Origin of the sequence: Moheibacter sp. (genome assembly GCF_049672845.1) — a bacterium.
Taxonomy (GTDB): domain Bacteria; phylum Bacteroidota; class Bacteroidia; order Flavobacteriales; family Weeksellaceae; genus Moheibacter.
The window spans coordinates 556,603-575,667 of sequence record NZ_JBATWT010000023.1; the positions used below are offsets into that span (position 1 = coordinate 556,603).

Here is a 19,065-nt window from a genome sequence, read left to right on the forward strand (position 1 = left end):
TGCAGTCCGTTAAACAAAAACGGACTGTTCTTTTACATAAAAATGAAGATTTATTGCCGGCATAGCTCAGTTGGCCAGAGCACGTGATTTGTAATCTCGGGGTCGTGGGTTCGAATCCCTCTGCCGGCTCAATTTTTATAAATATAAGGCGGGGAGATACTCAAGCGGCCAACGAGGGCAGACTGTAAATCTGCTGACTATGTCTTCGCAGGTTCGAATCCTGCTCTCCCCACAAAATTTTCATTTTTTAAATGGACAAGACCAACGAGTTTGGTCAAGTTAAGTATAAGCGGGAGTAGCTCAATTGGTAGAGCTTCAGCCTTCCAAGCTGAATGTTGCGGGTTCGAGTCCCGTCTCCCGCTCTACTTTTTGGCCGATGTAGCTCAGGGGTAGAGCGCTTCCTTGGTAAGGACGAGGTCACGGGTTCAATTCCCGTCATTGGCTCTAAGGAAGAGCGTTAAGCTCAAGGGATGGAAGAGAATAATGAAGTTGGTTTTTAAAGGTGTTGGGCAGGGAAGCTCACCACTTTTTGTGTTGAAATTATTTAGAATTAAGTATAACATAGAAATTATTTAAAATGGCAAAGGAAACCTTTAATCGTAATAAGCCGCATTTGAATATTGGTACTATCGGTCACGTTGACCATGGTAAAACTACTTTGACTGCAGCTATTACAAAAGTATTAGCTGATGCTGGATTTTCAGAAGCAAAAGCTTTCGATCAGATCGATAACGCTCCAGAAGAAAAAGAAAGAGGTATTACAATCAACACCTCTCACGTGGAGTATGAAACAGCAAACCGTCACTATGCGCACGTTGACTGTCCAGGTCACGCGGATTACGTTAAAAACATGGTTACAGGAGCTGCACAAATGGACGGTGCCATCCTTGTAGTTGCCGCTACAGATGGGCCTATGCCTCAAACTCGTGAACACATTCTTCTTTGTCGTCAGGTAAACGTTCCTCGTATCGTTGTTTTCTTGAACAAAGTTGACATGGTGGACGATGCTGAATTATTGGAATTGGTAGAAATGGAAGTTAGAGATCTTTTGTCTTCTTATGAATACGATGGTGATAACACTCCGGTAATCCAAGGTTCTGCTTTAGGTGCATTGAACGGTGAGCCAAAATGGGTAGACACTGTTATGAGCTTGATGAGTGCAGTTGACGAATGGATCGAACAACCAGTTCGTGAGCAAGACAAGCCATTCTTGATGCCAGTTGAGGACGTTTTCTCAATTACAGGACGTGGGACTGTTGCTACCGGACGTATCGAAGCAGGAGTTATCAACTCAGGTGATCCTGTAGATATCGTTGGTATGGGTGAAGAAAAATTGACTTCAACTGTAACAGGGGTAGAGATGTTCCGTAAAATTCTTGATAGAGGTGAAGCTGGAGACAACGTTGGATTGCTTTTGAGAGGTATCGAGAAAGCTGACATCCGTCGTGGTATGGTTATCGCTAAGTCAGGGTCTGTTAAACCACACAAAAAATTCAAAGCTGAGGTTTATATCTTGACTAAAGAAGAAGGTGGTCGTCACACGCCATTCCATAACAAATACCGTCCTCAGTTCTACGTACGTACAACTGACGTAACAGGAGAAATCCAGTTGCCGGAAGGTGTTGAGATGGTATTGCCAGGTGATAACTTGACAATTACTGTTGACTTGATTCAACCAATTGCTTTGAACGAAGGACTTCGTTTCGCTATCCGTGAAGGAGGTAGAACAGTTGGTGCTGGTCAGGTAACTGAAATCCTTGAATAATCATAACGATTAATTGATATAAAGAAAGGTGTTTTCGGTTTTCGGATTCGAAAACACCTTCTTTAAAATACGGGCATAGTATAATGGTTAGTATCGCGGTCTCCAAAACCGCTGGTCAGGGTTCGAATCCTTGTGCCCGTGCTACGAATAATGATTTGAGTGGAACCAATTTAACGAGTAAGCTAAGGAAGTCTCAGACGTTATAAACAATAAAAAGAAACAGATGAAAGTCGTAAACTACGTAAAAGATTCTTTTGCAGAATTTAAAGATCATGTAACATGGCCCACTTGGGCATCGCTACAGCAAGACACCATCATAGTCGCAATTGCAACTGTCATACTTGCATTATTCCTTTATGCCGTTGACTCTTTGTTTGGTAATGTCATTATCAAGAACCTTTTTGATTTACTTAGATAAGATTCAAATCTGATAAAAATAAGTTATGAGTAACAAAAAATGGTACGTGTTGAAAACCGTAAGTGGCCAAGAATTAAAGGTCAAAACTTACATTGAAAATGAAATTCAGTACCATAAATTACAAGAATTCGTAGGACAGATTGTGGTGCCTATGGAAAAAGTAATTCAAATCAGAAACGGAAAGAAAGTTCAAAAGGAAAAAGTACACTATCCGGGTTATGTAATGATAGAAGTGGATCTGCAAGGAGAAATCCCACATATCATCAAAAATATTCCGGGTGTTATCAGCTTTCTAAGCGCAACCAAAGGCGGCGATCCGGTTCCTATGCGTCAGGCAGAAGTAAATCGTATGCTGGGAAGAGTGGATGAATTGGCAGAATCTGATGAAAATCTTGTAAATATTCCTTATCTGGTTGGAGAAACCGTAAAAGTAATCGACGGACCTTTCAACGGATTCAATGGTACAATCGAAAAAATAAATGAAGACAAACGTAAACTTGAAGTGATGGTATTGATCTTCGGACGTAAAACTCCGCTGGAACTTTCCTTTATGCAGGTTGAGAAAGTTTAAACTTTGATTGAAGATATTAAAAAGCCATTCTGCGGAATGGCTTTTTTCTTTTAGCGGGTTTGGATAATTATTTATAAACTCAATTAAGGTGAAATCTTATTAAAAATCAACAGTTTACTTTTGTCAGATTAAATAAAATTTATACTTTTGCAGTCCAAAAAGTAAAATAGGGTATTGTGAGTAACCTAATTTGCTGAATAATAAATGCTTCCAAATTCATTTAGTATTCAAATTATTAAAAAACAAAAATGGCAAAGAAAGTTGAAAAAGTTGTAAAACTTCAGGTCAAAGGAGGCCAAGCCAATCCATCGCCACCGGTAGGTCCGGCATTGGGTGCGGCAGGGGTCAATATCATGGAGTTTTGCAAACAGTTTAACGGACGTACACAGGAAAAACAAGGTCAGGTTTTGCCGGTTGTAATTACGGTTTATCAGGATAAATCCTTTGATTTTATCGTAAAAACTCCACCCGTAGCAGTTCAGTTGATGGACGCTGCCAAGCTTAAAAAAGCTTCAGGTGAGCCCAACCGGGTAAAAGTTGCAAACATTTCCTGGGATCAAGTTAAAGCGATTGCAGAAGACAAAATGCAAGATATGAACTGCTTTACAGTAGAGTCTGCGATGAAAATGGTAGCCGGTACGGCTCGTTCTATGGGTATAACCGTAAAAGGAGGACAAGCTCCCCAGTAATCATTTTAAATTTTAAAGAAATGGCGCAGTTAACAAAAAAGCAAAAGGAAGCACAAGCTAAAGTAGATAAAACAAAGTTATATACTATCGACGAAGCAGCTGCTTTGGTAAAAGACGTGAATACAGCGAAGTTTGACGCTTCAGTTGATATTGCTGTAAGGTTGGGTGTTGATCCAAAAAAGGCAAACCAAATGGTACGTGGAGTGGTTTCACTTCCTCATGGTACCGGAAAAGACGTAAAAGTTTTGGCTTTGGTTACGCCTGATAAAGAAGCAGAGGCAAAAGAAGCCGGAGCTGACTTTGTAGGTTTGGATGAATACCTTGATAAAATCAAAAACGGTTGGACAGACGTGGACGTTATCGTTACCATGCCAGCTGTTATGGGTAAATTAGGTCCATTGGGACGTATTTTAGGTCCAAGAGGATTGATGCCAAACCCCAAAGCGGGTACGGTAACTATGGAAGTAGGGAAGGCAGTTGCAGATGTAAAAGCCGGTAAAATCGACTTCAAAGTTGACCGTTATGGTATTATCCACGCGGCTATCGGAAAAGTATCTTTCACTCCTGAAAAAATCAAGGAAAATGCAGCGGAATTAGTTTCTACTTTGGTTAAACTAAAACCAACGGCAGCAAAAGGTACCTACATGAGAAGTATCACCCTTTCAAGCACTATGAGCCCGGGGATACATATTGATCCTAAAAGTTTAAACGCATAAAATTAAGGAATTATGGCAATGACAAGAGAACAAAAAGCTGCAATGATCGACGATCTGGCCACGCTATTAGAAGAGTCAAACATAGTTTACTTAACTGATATTGCAGGTTTGAACGCGTCCAATACTACCGAATTGAGAAGAGCTTGCCACAAAGGTGACATCTCTCTTCGTGTCGTAAAGAACACCTTACTTAAAAAAGCCATGGAGCGAGTTGAAGCAAAAGAATTCGACGGACTTTATGACTCTTTAAAAGGTAATACGGCTATTATGATTTCCCAAACAGGAAATGCGCCGGCAAAAGTTATTGAAACTTTCAGAAAAAAATCCGATAAACCCCTTTTGAAAGCCGCTTGGATTGACGAAGCAGTTTTCGTTGGTGATGACCAGCTAAAGGCTTTGGCCAGCTTGAAATCAAAAGAAGAGTTAGTGGGAGAGATCATTGGATTGTTGCAATCGCCTCTTAAAACCGTTGTGTCTCAATTGCAGTCAGGTGGTCAAAAAGTGGCAGGAATTGTTAAAACACTTTCTGAAAGACCCGAGTAATAAACGCACTCATATTATTATACCGTTTCAAGTTTGACTTGAAACAAAACTTAAAAGTTGTTCAACAAAAAAAAAATTATTTAAAATGGCAGATTTAAAACAATTAGCTGAAGATTTAGTAAACCTAACCGTAAAAGACGTAAACGAGTTAGCTACTATCCTTAAAGATGAATACGGAATTGAGCCTGCTGCTGCTTCTGTAGCAGTTGCTGGTCCTGCTGCGGGTGGAGATGCACCTGCTGCTGAAGAAAAAACTGAATTCGACGTAATCCTTAAAGCAAGCGGAGCTAACAAACTTGCAGTTGTTAAATTGGTTAAAGATTTAACAGGTAAAGGTTTGAAAGAAGCTAAAGATTTAGTGGATACTGCACCTCAACCAATCAAAGAAGCTGTTTCTAAAGATGAAGCAGAAGCTTTGAAAAAACAATTGGAAGAAGCTGGTGCTGAAGTAGAATTGAAATAATTCATTTCGATACAGAACAGAAGCCATCGCATTGCGGTGGCTTTTTTGTATAAAAACATTTTAAAACTGTAAAATAATTCGTACATTTGCAGTCCTTTTGAGAGTATTAAATAGTTATATGTGAGTAACTTGCTGAAAATCAACTCTTCCGTATTTCGGGAGGGGAATTTTAGTTTGTGCCTACATCAACTTTTTATAAGGTTTCAAAAGAAATAAAAAATATTTTGCACTACGCTGTGAAAAGATATACCAGTGTTGCAGTTAGAAAAAGAAAAAAGAATACAGAATACAGAACAAAGATTGCAACTAAGAAATCTTTTGTCTATTTTTTACCATCTTAATCTCTTTTTCTAATATTTTTTTGAGTAACAAAATATTTTTTTAACCCATTTCTTAAAATTTTTATGAGTAAAAAAGACACCAAAACTCAGGAAAATCAGAGAATCAGTTTTTCTTCAACAAAAGTTCAATCCAAATTCCCGGACTTTCTGGACATCCAGATCAAGTCATTTGAAGACTTTTTCCAATTGGAAACACGTCCCGATCAACGTGGAAATGAAGGATTGTACAAAACGTTTGCTGAAAACTTTCCGATTTCCGACACGAGAAATCAATTCGTATTAGAATTCTTAGACTATTTCGTAGATCCGCCGAGATATACGATCGACGAATGTATCGAAAGAGGATTGACATACAGTGTTCCTTTAAAAGCACGTATGAAACTGTTCTGTACTGACCCTGAACATGAGGATTTTGAAACCGTAGTTCAAGACGTTTATTTGGGAACGATTCCCTATATGACGGCTTCGGGTTCATTTATCATCAACGGAGCGGAGCGCGTGATTGTTTCACAGCTTCACCGTTCGCCGGGTGTGTTCTTCGGACAATCTTATCACGCAAACGGTACTAAACTTTATTCTTCCAGAATTATTCCTTTCAAAGGTTCCTGGATTGAATTCGCAACCGACATCAACTCTGTGATGTATGCATATATTGACCGTAAAAAGAAATTACCTTTAACAACTTTGCTTCGTGCAATCGGATACGAAAAGGATAAAGACATCCTGGAGATTTTCGACCTGGCCGAAGAAATAAAAGTTAGTAAAACAACGATAAAAAAAGCAATCGGTAAAAAACTCGCTGCACGTGTATTGAATACTTGGCACGAGGATTTCGTAGATGAAGATACCGGTGAAGTAGTATCAATCGAACGTAACGAAATCATTTTGGAGCGTGAAACCATCATTGAAAAAGAGCACCTTGACCAGATTTTGGAATCAGGGGTGAAATCAATTTTGGTTCACAAAGAGGATAACAAATCTGCCGATTATGCCATTATCCACAATACGCTTCAAAAAGACTCTACCAACTCTGAAAAAGAAGCGGTAGAATACATTTACCGTCAATTGCGTAATGCTGAGCCACCAGATGAGGAAACTGCAAGAGGAATCATTGACAAATTATTCTTCTCAGACCAGCGTTATTCACTAGGTGAAGTAGGGCGTTATCGTTTGAATAAAAAATTAGGACTTGATATCTCTGAAGATATTCAGGTTCTGACCAAAGAAGACATCATTTCGATTATTAAATATTTGATCGAATTGGTAAACTCAAAAGCAGAGGTGGACGATATTGACCACTTGTCAAACCGTCGTGTGAGAACCGTTGGTGAGCAAATGGCTGCTCAGTTCGGAGTAGGATTGGCTCGTATGGCGAGAACCATCCGTGAGCGAATGAACGTTCGTGACAACGAAGTGTTTACACCAATTGATTTGATCAATGCTAAAACACTTTCGTCGGTTATTAATTCCTTCTTTGGAACGAACCAGCTTTCTCAGTTTATGGACCAAACGAACCCATTGTCTGAGATTACGCACAAACGTCGTCTTTCTGCATTGGGGCCTGGAGGTCTTTCACGTGAAAGAGCAGGTTTTGAGGTTCGTGACGTTCACTATACGCATTACGGAAGGCTTTGTCCGATTGAAACACCGGAGGGACCAAACATTGGATTGATTTCTTCACTTTGTGTTTTTGCAAAAGTGAACAACTTAGGATTTATTGAAACACCTTACCGTAAAGTTGAAAACGGAAAAGTCAACCTGAACGATGAACCGATCTACCTTTCTGCTGAGGAAGAAGAATCCAAAACCATCGCACAGGCAAATGCGCCGATCAACGATAAAGGAGAATTTGTAAATGAGCGTGTAACGGCGAGAGAAGATGGTGACTTCCCGGTTGTAGAGCCACAGGAAGTTGAACTGATGGACATCGCACCTAATCAGATTGCATCAATTTCTGCGTCATTGATTCCTTTCCTTGAGCATGATGATGCAAACCGTGCTTTGATGGGATCCAACATGATGCGTCAGGCCGTTCCATTGTTGAAGCCTCAGGCTCCAATCGTAGGAACAGGTCTGGAAAAACAGGTTGCGAAAGACTCAAGAATTCTTATCAACGCAGAAGGAAGCGGAACCGTTACTTATGTAGATGCAGACATCATTTCAATTGATTATGACAGAACGGATGACCAGAAACTAGTAAGTTTCGACTCTTCAGAAAAAAGATATAATCTGACCAAATTCCGCAAAACAAATCAGGGAACAACCATTACTTTGAAGCCAATTGTTAAAGTAGGCGACAGAGTTGAAAAAGGACAGGTTCTTTGTGAAGGTTATGCTACGGAAAACGGAGAATTGGCAATCGGACGAAACCTTGTCGTGGCATTCATGCCTTGGAAAGGGTACAACTTTGAGGATGCGATTGTGATTTCTGAAAAAGTTGTGCGTGAAGATTGGTTTACTTCTATCCATATTGACGAATATTCATTGGACGTTCGTGATACCAAATTGGGTATGGAAGAATTGACTGCCGATATTCCAAACGTTTCGGAAGAAGCTACCAAAGACTTGGACGAAAACGGTATGATCCGTATCGGAGCTGAAGTAAAACCGGGTGACATACTGATTGGGAAAATTACTCCAAAAGGAGAATCAGATCCGACTCCTGAAGAAAAACTTTTACGTGCCATCTTTGGTGACAAAGCAGGTGATGTGAAAGACGCTTCATTGAAAGCTTCTCCGTCTTTGAGGGGAGTTGTAATCGACAAGAAATTGTTCTCAAGAAGCATCAAAGACAAGAGAAGAAGATCTCAGGACAAAGCCATCATCGACAGTATTGAGGCAGATTTCCAAAAGAAATTTGACGAATTGCGTGATACATTGCTCGACAAATTATTTACACTTCTGGATGGAAAAACCTCTCAGGGTGTATTCAATGATTTGAACGAAGAGGTGATTAAAAAAGGAACTAAATATTCCAAAAAAGCACTTTCTTCAGTTGAAGAATATTTGAACCTTACTGGTGCAGACAGTGTTTGGGTAGTTGACGAAGATAAAAACGATCAGGTAAAAGAATTGCTTCACAATTACAAAATCAAATACAATGATTTGCAGGGAGCACTTAGCCGCGAGCGTTTCACTATTTCTGTCGGAGACGAATTACCGGCAGGTATCGTGAAACTGGCCAAAATCTATATCGCTAAGAAGCGTAAGCTGAAAGTAGGTGATAAGATGGCAGGTCGCCACGGTAACAAAGGTATTGTTTCAAGAATTGTTCGTGATGAAGATATGCCGTTCCTTGAAGACGGAACACCGGTTGATATTGTGTTGAACCCGCTTGGGGTACCTTCCCGTATGAACATCGGTCAGATCTTCGAAACCGTTTTAGGCTGGGCAGGTTTGAAATTAGGAAAAACATTTGCTACGCCAATTTTTGACGGAGCCAATATTGACCAAATCAATGCCTTAACAGACGAAGCAGGTTTACCACGTTACGGTACAACTTACTTGTATGATGGTGGAACCGGAGAACGTTTTGCGCAGAAAGCAACGGTAGGAGTTATCTACATGTTGAAATTAGGTCACATGGTTGACGACAAAATGCACTCGCGTTCCATCGGTCCTTACTCATTGATTACGCAACAGCCGCTGGGTGGTAAAGCACAATTTGGTGGACAGCGTTTCGGAGAGATGGAGGTTTGGGCACTCGAAGCATTTGGTGCGTCCAACATCTTGCGTGAAATCCTGACAGTTAAGTCAGACGACGTGATTGGTAGAGCGAAAACTTACGAGTCAATCGTAAAAGGTGAGCCAATGCCGGAACCGGGAATCCCGGAATCGTTCAACGTATTGTTGCATGAATTACAGGGTCTTGGATTAGACATAACATTAGAAGAATAATCTAATAAGTTTAAAGTCAAAGGTTCAACGTTTAATTTAAATAAACCTGATACCTGAAACTTGAAACTTGAAACAAAATTTAGAATATGTCAACAAAAAATAAAACAAGTAAATTTTCAAAAATCCGTATCGGGTTAGCATCTCCTGAATCGATTCTTTCAGAATCAAGAGGGGAAGTCCTAAAACCTGAAACGATTAACTATAGAACCCATAAACCTGAGCGTGACGGTTTGTTTTGCGAACGAATTTTCGGCCCTGTAAAAGACTATGAATGTGCCTGTGGAAAATACAAAAGAATCCGATACAAAGGAATCGTTTGTGACCGTTGTGGCGTAGAAGTGACAGAGAAAAAAGTGCGTCGTGAAAGAATCGGACATATCAACCTAGTGGTTCCGGTAGCGCACATCTGGTATTTCCGTTCTTTGCCAAATAAAATCGGATACGTTTTGGGTATGCCATCCAAAAAATTGGATATGGTGATCTACTACGAACGATATGTGGTGATCCAACCCGGACTTGCACAAGCACCGGAAGGAGGTGAGTTGGCTAGATTGGATTTCTTGACTGAAGAAGAATATTTGGATATTCTGGATCAACTTCCGGCAAATAACCAATACCTGGAAGACACAGATCCCAATAAATTCATCGCCAAAATGGGTGCTGAAGCATTGGAAGATTTGTTGAGAAGAACCAATTTAGATGATCTTTCCTATGAACTTCGTCACAAAGCACACCACGAAACTTCTAAGCAAAGAAGAACCGAAGCTTTAAAAAGATTGCAAGTTGTAGAAGCATTACGTGAATCCAATATGACACATGTTAACCGTCCCGAATGGATGGTAATGCGTGTCATTCCTGTAATTCCACCAGAATTACGTCCTTTGGTTCCGCTGGATGGTGGACGTTTTGCTACTTCGGATCTAAACGACCTTTACCGTCGTGTAATCATCCGAAACAACCGTCTGAAAAGACTGATGGAAATCAAAGCGCCGGAAGTTATCTTGCGTAACGAAAAACGTATGTTGCAAGAATCAGTGGATTCATTGTTTGACAACACGCGTAAAGCATCGGCTGTAAAAGCAGATGGTAATCGTCCGTTGAAATCTCTTTCCGATTCATTGAAAGGGAAACAAGGTCGTTTCCGTCAGAACTTATTAGGAAAACGTGTGGATTATTCGGCTCGTTCGGTAATCGTCGTGGGGCCAAGTTTGAAATTATACGAATGTGGTTTGCCAAAAGACATGGCAGCCGAATTATACAAACCGTTTATCGTTAGAAAATTAATCGAAAGAGGAATTGTGAAAACGGTAAAATCGGCCAAGAAAATCATCGACAGAAAAGAGCCAGTTGTTTGGGATATTTTGGAAAATGTATTGAAAGGACACCCTGTGCTACTGAACCGTGCACCAACTTTGCACCGTTTGGGAATCCAGGCATTCCAGCCCAAATTGATTGAAGGAAAAGCAATTCAATTGCACCCGTTGGTGTGTACGGCATTTAACGCCGACTTCGACGGTGACCAGATGGCAGTTCACTTGCCTTTGGGACCTGAAGCAATTCTGGAAGCACAATTATTGATGTTGGCTTCACAAAACATTTTGAATCCTGCAAACGGTTCGCCAATCACGGTACCTTCTCAAGACATGGTTTTGGGTCTTTATTATATGACCAAAGCCAGAAAATCTGCAAAAGGAAATGGTATTACTTTCTATTCTGCTGAAGAAGTTGAAATTGCTTACAATGAAAAAGCAGTCGACCTAAATACGGTAATTAAAGTAAAGGCAAGAGTTCGTAAAGGAGAAGAATTAGTTGAAGAATTCATCGAAACAACCGTGGGTCGAGTCTTATTCAACCAAATTGTTCCTGAAGAAGTAGGATTTGTGAATGAAGTTCTTACAAAAAAATCTTTGAGAACGATCATTAACAATATATTGAAGATCACCGACTTCCCAACTACAGCTGAATTCCTTGACAAGATGAAAGATCTTGGATTCAGAAATGCATTTGAGGGGGGATTATCATTCAGTTTAGGAGATATCTTGATTCCGGATCAGAAAAAAGATTTGATTGCCAATGCAATTGAACAAGTAGAGGGAATCAAGATGAACTATAACATGGGTCTTATCACAAACAATGAACGTTACAATCAGGTAATCGATGTTTGGACAAACACCAACGCGACTTTGACCGAAATCGTAATGAAACGTATGACCGATGATAAAGAAGGATTCAACTCCGTTTATATGATGCTTGACTCTGGAGCGAGGGGTTCAAAAGAACAGATTCGTCAGTTGTCAGGTATGCGTGGATTGATGGCGAAACCACAAAAAGCAGGTTCATCAGGAGGGGAAATTATCGAAAACCCGATTGTATCCAACTTCCGTGAAGGACTTTCCATTTTGGAATACTTTATCTCAACGCACGGTGCACGTAAAGGTTTGGCGGATACCGCTTTGAAAACGGCCGATGCGGGTTACTTGACTCGTCGTCTGGTGGATGTTGCTCAAGACGTAATCGTAATGGAAGAAGATTGTGGAACATTGAGAGGATTAGAAGCGCATGCACTTAGAAAGAACGAAGAAATTGTTGAAACTTTAGCTTCGCGAATTTTAGGTAGAACTTCACTTCATGATGTTTACGACATGGATTCGGGAGAGAAATTGGTTTCTGCAGATCAAATCATCACAGAAGAAATCGCAGACGCTATTGAAAAAGCCGGAATTGAAACCGTTGAAGTTCGTTCCCCATTGACTTGTGAAGCCAAAACGGGTATCTGTGCTTCTTGTTACGGTCGAAACCTTTCAACAGGTAAGAAAGTTCAGAAAGGTGAAGCAGTTGGAGTTGTGGCAGCACAATCCATCGGTGAACCGGGTACACAGCTTACACTTCGTACGTTCCACGTGGGAGGTACCGCCGGTAACGTATCTGAGCAATCTTCAATTATTGCGAAAGCAAACGGTAAAGTTGAATTTGAAGATTTGAGAACTGTTAAAGGTGAAGACGAACTTGGAAATCCGGCAGATGTTGTGGTTTCTCGTTCAACCGAGATGAAATTAATAGACGCTGAAGGAAACGTTCGTATGACAAATAACCTTTCTTACGGATCGGTTCTGAAAATCAAAGAAGGACAAGAAGTTTCCAAAGGTGATGTTATTGCAAGCTGGGATCCATACAATGGTGTAATTATCGCAGAATCTGCCGGTAAGGTAGAATACGAAAATATCGAGCAAGGATCTACCTTCCAGTTGGAAATCGACGAACAAACAGGATTCCAGGAAAAAGTTATTTCCGAATCCCGTAACAAAAAGTTGATTCCTACGCTGAAAGTAATGACCAACGACGGAGAAGAAAGAAACTACAACCTTCCAGTAGGTGCTCACCTTATCGTAAACGACGGTGAGAAAATTAAAGCTGGTAAAGTTTTGGTGAAAATTCCGCGTCGTTCTGCAAAAGCAGGGGATATCACGGGTGGTTTACCGCGTGTAACCGAATTGTTTGAAGCACGTAACCCATCCAACCCTTCTGTGGTAGCAGAAATCGACGGTGTGGTTTCATTTGGTAAGATTAAACGAGGTAACCGTGAGATTGTAGTGGAATCCAAAACAGGTGAAGTAACCAAATATTTGGTTAAACTTTCCAACCAGATTTTGGTTCAGGAAAACGACTTCATCCGTGCAGGTATGCCGCTTTCAGACGGAGCGATTACGCCGGAAGATATCTTGAGAATCAAAGGTCCAACTGCTGTTCAGGAGTATTTGGTAAATGAAATTCAAGAAGTTTATCGTTTACAAGGTGTGAAGATTGATGACAAACATTTCGAAATCATCGTTCGTCAGATGATGCGTAAAGTTCGAATCGTTGATTCAGGAGATACCAGATTCCTTGAAGATTCTTTGGAACACAAAGACGACTTCTTGGAAGAAAACGACCGAATTTTCGGAATGAAAGTCGTGGAAGAATCCGGAGACAGCGATACGTTGAAGCCTGGACAAATCATTTCTGCAAGAGAATTACGTGATGAGAATTCTAGACTGAAACGTGAAGATAAAAATCTGGTAACAGCAAGAGACGCAATGCCTGCAACGGCAGAACCGATTTTGCAAGGTATCACGAGAGCTTCTCTTCAAACAAAATCTTTCATGTCGGCTGCATCCTTCCAGGAAACAACCAAAGTTTTGAACGAAGCTGCGGTTGCCGGAAAAGAAGACGAACTGAACGGATTGAAAGAGAACGTAATCGTTGGACATTTGATTCCTGCCGGAACTGGTTTGAAGGAATACCAGCGAATCATCGTAGGTTCCAACAAGGAATATGAAGAATTAGTAAGCGCAAAATCTGTATTGTAATGTCAGAAAACAAAAAGAACATCGATATTGAAATCAACGACCAGACGGCGGAAGGAATTTATTCCAATTTGGCGGTAATCAACCATTCGCCTTCTGAATTCATCGTGGATTTCATCCAAATGATGCCGGGAGTACCCAAAGCAAAAGTGAAGTCAAGAATCATTTTGACACCACAACACGCAAAGCGTCTGTCGCAAGCATTGGCCGAAAATGTAAACCGTTTTGAAAAACAATTCGGGGACATCAAGGACAACCAGTCAGCGGCAATGCCTTTGAACTTTGGACCTCCGGGTGAAGCTTAAATTAAGTATTACTGTATAATGTAAAATTGTATACTGTAATTCAAAATAGAAACCGTCTCATTTGAGGCGGTTTTTTTATATTTGGATTTTGACTTAGATATGCCAAATGACACGGATTTAACGAAGGCTTACAAAAAACCATTTAATTCCTGTCTTTTCACTAATTCCCCAATCCATTTTAGAATTCAAGTCAAATTAATTAGATTTGTGCAATCAAAGAAAAACTATGGCCGATTACAAATTGATATTACCAGCAATGGGCGAAGGTGTGATGGAAGCGACCGTCATCAATTGGTTGAAAAACGTTGGAGACAACATTGAAGAAGATGAATCTGTAGTGGAAATCGCTACCGATAAAGTGGATTCAGACGTTCCTTCTCCTGTAGCCGGAAAATTAAAAGAAATATTGGTAAACGTGGACGGTATAGCCAAAATTGGTGAACCAATTGCCATTTTGGAAGTGGAGGGCGAAGTGTCATCTGCAGAACCTGTTGCTATTCCAGCTGAAACATCGGTTTCAGAGCCGGAAACATCGGTGGTTGCTGAACTCGAAAAACCTTTGCAAAGCAGTGAGAGCCTTGACGTTTCTTCTTCCGATAAATTCTTTTCGCCCTTGGTGAAATCCATTGCACAACAGGAAGGAATTTCTGTAGCGGAATTGGAAACTATTCAAGGTTCAGGAAAAGAAGGCAGAGTGACCAAAGAGGACATTTTGAAATTTGTGAAGAGCAAAAAATCCGGTTCGGCCCAGCCTGCTACACAAGCAACTGCTCCGGTTTCCACTCCGACTCCTGCGAAACCACAACCGGTGATTGTTTCGGGTGAAGATGAAATCATCGAAATGGACAGAATGCGTAAAATCATTGCGCAAAATATGGTTCAGGCCAAACAAATTGCACCGCACGTAACTTCATTCATAGAGGCGGATGTGACCAATATTGTTCTTTGGCGAAACAAACACAAGGACGAATTCCTGAAGAAAAACGGCGAGAAAATTACTTTCATGCCGATTTTCATTGAGGCCATTGCAAAAGCTATCAAAGATTTCCCGATGATCAATGTTTCGGTCAATGGAGATCAAATTATAAAGAAGAAAAATATCAACATCGGAATGGCAGCTGCACTTCCAACCGGAAACTTAATCGTTCCTGTGATCAAAAACGCAGACCAATACAGTCTGGCAGGATTGGCTAAACAAGTAAATGATTTGGCAAACCGAGCGCGTCAGAATAAATTAAAACCGGATGAAATCCAAGGTGGAACTTATACCATTACCAATATCGGAAGTTTTGGAAATACATTAGGAACACCGATTATTCCTCAGCCACAAGTTGCGATCATGGCCGTGGGTGCGATTGTCAAAAAACCGGCGGTGGTGGAAACTCCGCAAGGAGATGTGATTGCCATTCGTCATAAAATGTATTTGTCGCATGCTTATGACCACAGAGTAGTGGACGGTGCTTTGGGAGGTGGATTTGTGCAGAGAGTAGCACAATATCTGGAAGCGTTTGATTTAAACACGCCTGTTTAAGATTGATTAAAATATAAGAAAAACGAAAAAGCTATCTGATTTCAGATAGCTTTTTCTCTTTCAACAGGTTTATGTATCAAACTATTGTTTGACAAATTTCGTATTGGACTTTTTACCATTTTGTTCGAAAGTCAAAATGTAAATTCCTTTTTCTAAATGGTTTACATTTATTTTTCCTGACTGTGCATTTCCTTTTAAAATAACAGATCCTGTAAGATCCCGGATTTCAAATTTTGAATTCGTCAAGTCATTGGTTTTGATATTCAAAATATCTTTTACCGGATTTGGATAAATGGCAAACTGCAGCAAATCATGTTCTGCTAGACCCATTAGGGTCTCGCCTTCCGTAACGGTAAGCGTTGTATTGATTTCAGGATTTAGGATGGTGTCCACGATACCAGATGGCCATCTAATGATAATTTTCTCGATTTCGGTATCGGTTCCGATTCCGAAATGCGTGTTCAGCGTGCTCATAAAGGCAAAGCCTTCGCCACTTCTCACATCACGGATCTGCATACCCATTTCGCTGTAAAGTTCTACACGCGCTCCGATTCCGTTTTTATTGCTTTCTGTTCCGATGGTATTTAATTTAATCCAGTTATTGTCATTTCCTTGATTATAAAAAATAGTTCCGAACGCATACGCATCGATAAAGCCGTCATTGTCCAAATCGCCAAATGCTGCATCTGAAAACCCAACCGTTACAGGAGTAAAAGTCATATCGCCATTGTTAAAGAAAATCTTATTGGAATTTCCAGCGATATCAAGATATCCGTCATTGTCAAAATCATAAGTAACGTGTTCACGGCTTTTTCCTTCAAAATTGTCAAATCCTGAGCCGGCTGTAACATTTGTAAATGTTCCGTCTCCATTGTTTTTCATGAGTTCATGACTACCAGAATTATTTTGCATTTGAGCATTTATACCATTAAATAAATCCATCCAGCCGTCATTGTTAAAATCACCCCAGGCACTTGACCAGTTCTCAGATGAACTGTCGAGATTTGCTTCGGGGGCAACATTGGTAAAAGTTCCGTCGCCATTGTTCTTATGAAGTTCATTGATTCTTTTTCCTTCTGTACTTCCACATTTTGCAATGAAAAGATCCATTAATCCATCATTATTGTAATCCACCCAAAGAGATCCATAATGTCCGCCTGTTGGATAATCACCCAAACCTCCTTGGTGATATACCGGCATATTTTCTTCATTAATATAGTAAACACTGGGGCCAACATCATGACACATATAGCCATCGAGATTACCGTCATTGTCAATGTCTATGAAATTTCCACGTTGTGAAAAGACATATTGATTTCCATAAACTATATTATAATTGACACCCATTGCCCCAGGTTGTGAGAGGGCAAAAGCGACACCGTTTCCACTTCCATACATCAGATCATTATAGCCGTCACCATTAAAGTCACCTGCAGTGATAGACCATCCCGGCATATAGGGAGAACTCTGAGTCATATATTGTTTCAAAGTGAAACTACCATCAGCATTTTGTTGGTTTACATAAATAATTCCGTCTGAAACGCCTACAAGATCATCTAAAAAATCGCCATTCATATCTACCACACAGCGTTTGGTGCTGCCCGGAAAAGATATGCTCTGACTTGTAAAGCTAACTTGGGCGTCCAATACCGCTGTAGCTAAAAAAATAATTAATAAAAGTTTTTTCATAATTTTTGTTTGTGTTAATTACAATCTCCCTCAAGGGTGTTAATCCATTGTTCGGTTAAACTAACCGCTTCTTCATGCACCAGATTTCTTCCAATCATTGGCATTTTTATATTTTCTTCTTCAGATTTTATTCGTTGATACATATTGGATGAAACAGGATCTCCCGGTTTAACAATATGAGTAACGGGAATTCCAATAAATCCGCTGATGTCAATATTCGGTACTACACAGATTCCTAAATTATCAGGATTTGCCGTTTCTGAAAATGCGAGTAAAATCGGTAAATAATTACAATGTCCGGTGGCGCTGTGGCAGTGCGCACAATTAATGTCTACATAGGATCTGAACCTATCATTAAGTGACTGCGAAGCATCGTTATAATCCACCGTCGAATTGATATTGGCAGGCGTACCCAAACTCAGGTACCCAAAATCTTCCCATTTATCAAGCTGAAATTGCTGTCCGTCGGCAAAATTTAATTTGAAATTCAGATTTTGTGGTTTTGGCCCGATTGGAATGGCAGAATCACCGGTTTTGTGACAAGTTAAACATTCTGATTGGGATGGAATCCGGTAAAAAACATTTTTGGTTTGTCCGTTATGAACGAAATCAACCTGGGTGAAACTCCCATCAAGGTCAAAAAATGCTTCGGTTTGGGCTTCATTCCAAACATAATTGGCAAAAATCCAGTCTGCATCCTTTTTGATGATTAGCCGAGTTTCAATGATTCGTTTTGAATTGGAAGGCAAAGCCTGATCATAATAGAAATTCTTTATCAGAATGGTTCCACTTGGAAAGTTAAATATTTTTTCGTCTGAAACATATTGTGCACTTACACCTTCAGGCATCCAGATAAAACGGCTTTTGGATGTATAATCGGTAAAGAGCTGAGAAGCAGGCTGAAACGGAAGAACGCCATAAACAGGGTCTAACGCAGACATTGGAGATTTAAAAAAATTATAATCTGAAAGTTTCGGATAAGGCACTGCATTAATATCAAATACAACCGGTGAAACTTCAACCGGATCATCGTCGTCAATTACCGGGAAATCATCACCATCAGACGAACAAGCAACTAGCACAGACAGGAATGTCAGTACCATCCAACCGTAAAAAATTCTCATAAAATTGTTCTCGTGTTAATTAAAGTTATCGAATTTAAGAATTTATATGATATAAGTCACTAGAAACAACATAAATTATTGGTTTGTGGTGGAATTTTACAATTCCTATTTTTGTGGAATGTTCAAGGCTGGAGATAGTGTAAAGGTAATCGACGATGATCATAAGGGAAAGGTGCTTCGCGTTCAGAAAAACCTTGTGACCATTTTGAACGAATTTGGTTTTGAAGAAAATTTTTATGCTCATGAATTACTGCCCGATGCAGAATTGCCAATTGGAAAAGTAATCATTCAGGAACCTATTGATTTACCTAAAAAGTCCGGTGCCAAACCTTTATCAGAGCCCAAAGAAGTGGATTTGCATATCGGACAGATTGTCGATTCTTTTGCGCATTTGTCCAATTATGAAATGCTTCAGATTCAACTTGATAAAGTGCGTGAGGAAATGGATTTGGCGCGAGCCGAAAAACGAAGCCGACTCATTTTTATTCACGGTCATGGAACGGGAAAACTAAAAAAGGAATTGCTCAAACTTCTGAGCCAATACACAAAAATTGAAGTTTACGATGCTTCATTTCGCAAATACAATGGCGGAGCCACCGAAGTGAGCTTGCGCTGAGTTATTCTGTTAAAAACTTGGTAATCAGAAAAAAATAAAACAAATTTACATCTG

General features: G+C 40.1%; 14 protein-coding genes and 5 tRNA genes. 17 read left to right on the top strand and 2 right to left on the bottom strand.

The genetic code is table 11. The features are described from left to right. Positions 1-55: 55 nt before the first annotated feature. The 16 genes from WBF63_RS10255 to WBF63_RS10330 all read left to right on the top strand — a co-directional run bounded on the left by WBF63_RS10255 (position 56) and on the right by WBF63_RS10330 (position 15,582). Positions 56-129 (top strand) — tRNA-Thr (locus tag WBF63_RS10255). A 21-nt stretch (positions 130-150) separates the two neighbouring features. Continuing rightward, a tRNA-Tyr gene (locus WBF63_RS10260) sits at positions 151-232 on the top strand. Positions 233-289: 57 nt separating this feature from the next. After that, positions 290-362, top strand: a tRNA-Gly gene (locus WBF63_RS10265). Positions 363-372: 10 nt separating this feature from the next. Further along, positions 373-444: transfer RNA gene (locus tag WBF63_RS10270), tRNA-Thr, on the top strand. Between the two features lie 133 nt (positions 445-577). Beyond that, complete coding sequence (tuf, locus tag WBF63_RS10275) at positions 578-1,765, top strand: elongation factor Tu (RefSeq protein ID WP_424369626.1); 1,188 nt, start codon at positions 578-580, stop codon at positions 1,763-1,765. Between the two features lie 69 nt (positions 1,766-1,834). Continuing rightward, positions 1,835-1,906 (top strand) — tRNA-Trp (locus tag WBF63_RS10280). Between the two features lie 82 nt (positions 1,907-1,988). Then, entirely contained in the window at positions 1,989-2,183 is a 195-nt protein-coding gene (gene secE, locus WBF63_RS10285) for a preprotein translocase subunit SecE (protein ID WP_424369627.1), read from the top strand. A 25-nt stretch (positions 2,184-2,208) separates the two neighbouring features. Further along, positions 2,209-2,754, top strand: a complete 546-nt coding sequence (gene nusG, locus WBF63_RS10290) for a transcription termination/antitermination protein NusG (protein WP_424369628.1) — start codon at positions 2,209-2,211, stop codon at positions 2,752-2,754. 248 nt (positions 2,755-3,002) lie between these two features. Beyond that, the gene (rplK, locus tag WBF63_RS10295; protein WP_424369629.1) at positions 3,003-3,443 is read left to right on the top strand and encodes a 50S ribosomal protein L11; all 441 of its coding nucleotides are present in this window, start codon (positions 3,003-3,005) and stop codon (positions 3,441-3,443) included. 20 nt (positions 3,444-3,463) lie between these two features. After that, positions 3,464-4,159, top strand: a complete 696-nt coding sequence (rplA, locus tag WBF63_RS10300) for a 50S ribosomal protein L1 (RefSeq protein ID WP_424369630.1) — start codon at positions 3,464-3,466, stop codon at positions 4,157-4,159. Positions 4,160-4,177: 18 nt separating this feature from the next. Further along, on the top strand, positions 4,178-4,702 hold the full coding sequence (rplJ, locus tag WBF63_RS10305; RefSeq protein ID WP_424369671.1) for a 50S ribosomal protein L10: 525 nt from the start codon (positions 4,178-4,180) through the stop codon (positions 4,700-4,702). 85 nt (positions 4,703-4,787) lie between these two features. Then, entirely contained in the window at positions 4,788-5,165 is a 378-nt protein-coding gene (gene rplL, locus WBF63_RS10310) for a 50S ribosomal protein L7/L12 (protein WP_424369631.1), read from the top strand. Positions 5,166-5,569: 404 nt separating this feature from the next. Next, on the top strand, positions 5,570-9,403 hold the full coding sequence (gene rpoB, locus WBF63_RS10315) for a DNA-directed RNA polymerase subunit beta (RefSeq protein WP_424369632.1): 3,834 nt from the start codon (positions 5,570-5,572) through the stop codon (positions 9,401-9,403). A gap of 86 nt (positions 9,404-9,489) precedes the next feature. Beyond that, entirely contained in the window at positions 9,490-13,749 is a 4,260-nt protein-coding gene (gene rpoC / locus WBF63_RS10320; protein ID WP_424369633.1) for a DNA-directed RNA polymerase subunit beta', read from the top strand. Next, a complete protein-coding gene (locus WBF63_RS10325) occupies positions 13,749-14,051 on the top strand; it encodes a DUF3467 domain-containing protein (RefSeq protein WP_424369634.1) in 303 nt (100 codons plus the stop codon). The genes rpoC and WBF63_RS10325 overlap by 1 nt, the downstream gene beginning before the upstream one ends. Positions 14,052-14,277: 226 nt before the next feature. Next, positions 14,278-15,582, top strand: coding sequence for a dihydrolipoamide acetyltransferase family protein (locus WBF63_RS10330; protein ID WP_424369635.1), 1,305 nt, complete (start codon positions 14,278-14,280; stop codon positions 15,580-15,582). A gap of 81 nt (positions 15,583-15,663) precedes the next feature. Here the strand turns inward: WBF63_RS10330 and WBF63_RS10335 are convergent, their stop codons facing one another. After that, positions 15,664-17,271, bottom strand: a complete 1,608-nt coding sequence (locus WBF63_RS10335; RefSeq protein WP_424369636.1) for an FG-GAP-like repeat-containing protein — start codon at positions 17,269-17,271, stop codon at positions 15,664-15,666. 14 nt (positions 17,272-17,285) lie between these two features. Next, entirely contained in the window at positions 17,286-18,395 is a 1,110-nt protein-coding gene (locus WBF63_RS10340) for a hypothetical protein (protein WP_424369637.1), read from the bottom strand. 118 nt (positions 18,396-18,513) lie between these two features. Between WBF63_RS10340 and WBF63_RS10345 the strand changes: the two genes are divergently transcribed. Then, complete coding sequence (locus WBF63_RS10345; RefSeq protein ID WP_424369638.1) at positions 18,514-19,011, top strand: Smr/MutS family protein; 498 nt, start codon at positions 18,514-18,516, stop codon at positions 19,009-19,011. Positions 19,012-19,065: the final 54 nt, after the last annotated feature.

Excerpts from the sequence above, each read along its gene's own strand:
- tuf (WP_424369626.1), top strand. The coding sequence starts at position 578 with ATGGCAAAGGAAACCTTTAATCGTAATAAGCCGCATTTGAATATTGGT.
- secE (WP_424369627.1), top strand. The coding sequence starts at position 1,989 with ATGAAAGTCGTAAACTACGTAAAAGATTCTTTTGCAGAATTTAAAGAT.
- nusG (WP_424369628.1), top strand. The coding sequence starts at position 2,209 with ATGAGTAACAAAAAATGGTACGTGTTGAAAACCGTAAGTGGCCAAGAA.
- rplK (WP_424369629.1), top strand. The coding sequence starts at position 3,003 with ATGGCAAAGAAAGTTGAAAAAGTTGTAAAACTTCAGGTCAAAGGAGGC.
- rplA (WP_424369630.1), top strand. The coding sequence starts at position 3,464 with ATGGCGCAGTTAACAAAAAAGCAAAAGGAAGCACAAGCTAAAGTAGAT.
- rplJ (WP_424369671.1), top strand. The coding sequence starts at position 4,178 with ATGACAAGAGAACAAAAAGCTGCAATGATCGACGATCTGGCCACGCTA.
- rplL (WP_424369631.1), top strand. The coding sequence starts at position 4,788 with ATGGCAGATTTAAAACAATTAGCTGAAGATTTAGTAAACCTAACCGTA.
- rpoB (WP_424369632.1), top strand. The coding sequence starts at position 5,570 with ATGAGTAAAAAAGACACCAAAACTCAGGAAAATCAGAGAATCAGTTTT.
- rpoC (WP_424369633.1), top strand. The coding sequence starts at position 9,490 with ATGTCAACAAAAAATAAAACAAGTAAATTTTCAAAAATCCGTATCGGG.
- WBF63_RS10325 (WP_424369634.1), top strand. The coding sequence starts at position 13,749 with ATGTCAGAAAACAAAAAGAACATCGATATTGAAATCAACGACCAGACG.
- WBF63_RS10330 (WP_424369635.1), top strand. The coding sequence starts at position 14,278 with ATGGCCGATTACAAATTGATATTACCAGCAATGGGCGAAGGTGTGATG.
- WBF63_RS10335 (WP_424369636.1), bottom strand. The coding sequence starts at position 17,271 with ATGAAAAAACTTTTATTAATTATTTTTTTAGCTACAGCGGTATTGGAC.
- WBF63_RS10340 (WP_424369637.1), bottom strand. The coding sequence starts at position 18,395 with ATGAGAATTTTTTACGGTTGGATGGTACTGACATTCCTGTCTGTGCTA.
- WBF63_RS10345 (WP_424369638.1), top strand. The coding sequence starts at position 18,514 with ATGTTCAAGGCTGGAGATAGTGTAAAGGTAATCGACGATGATCATAAG.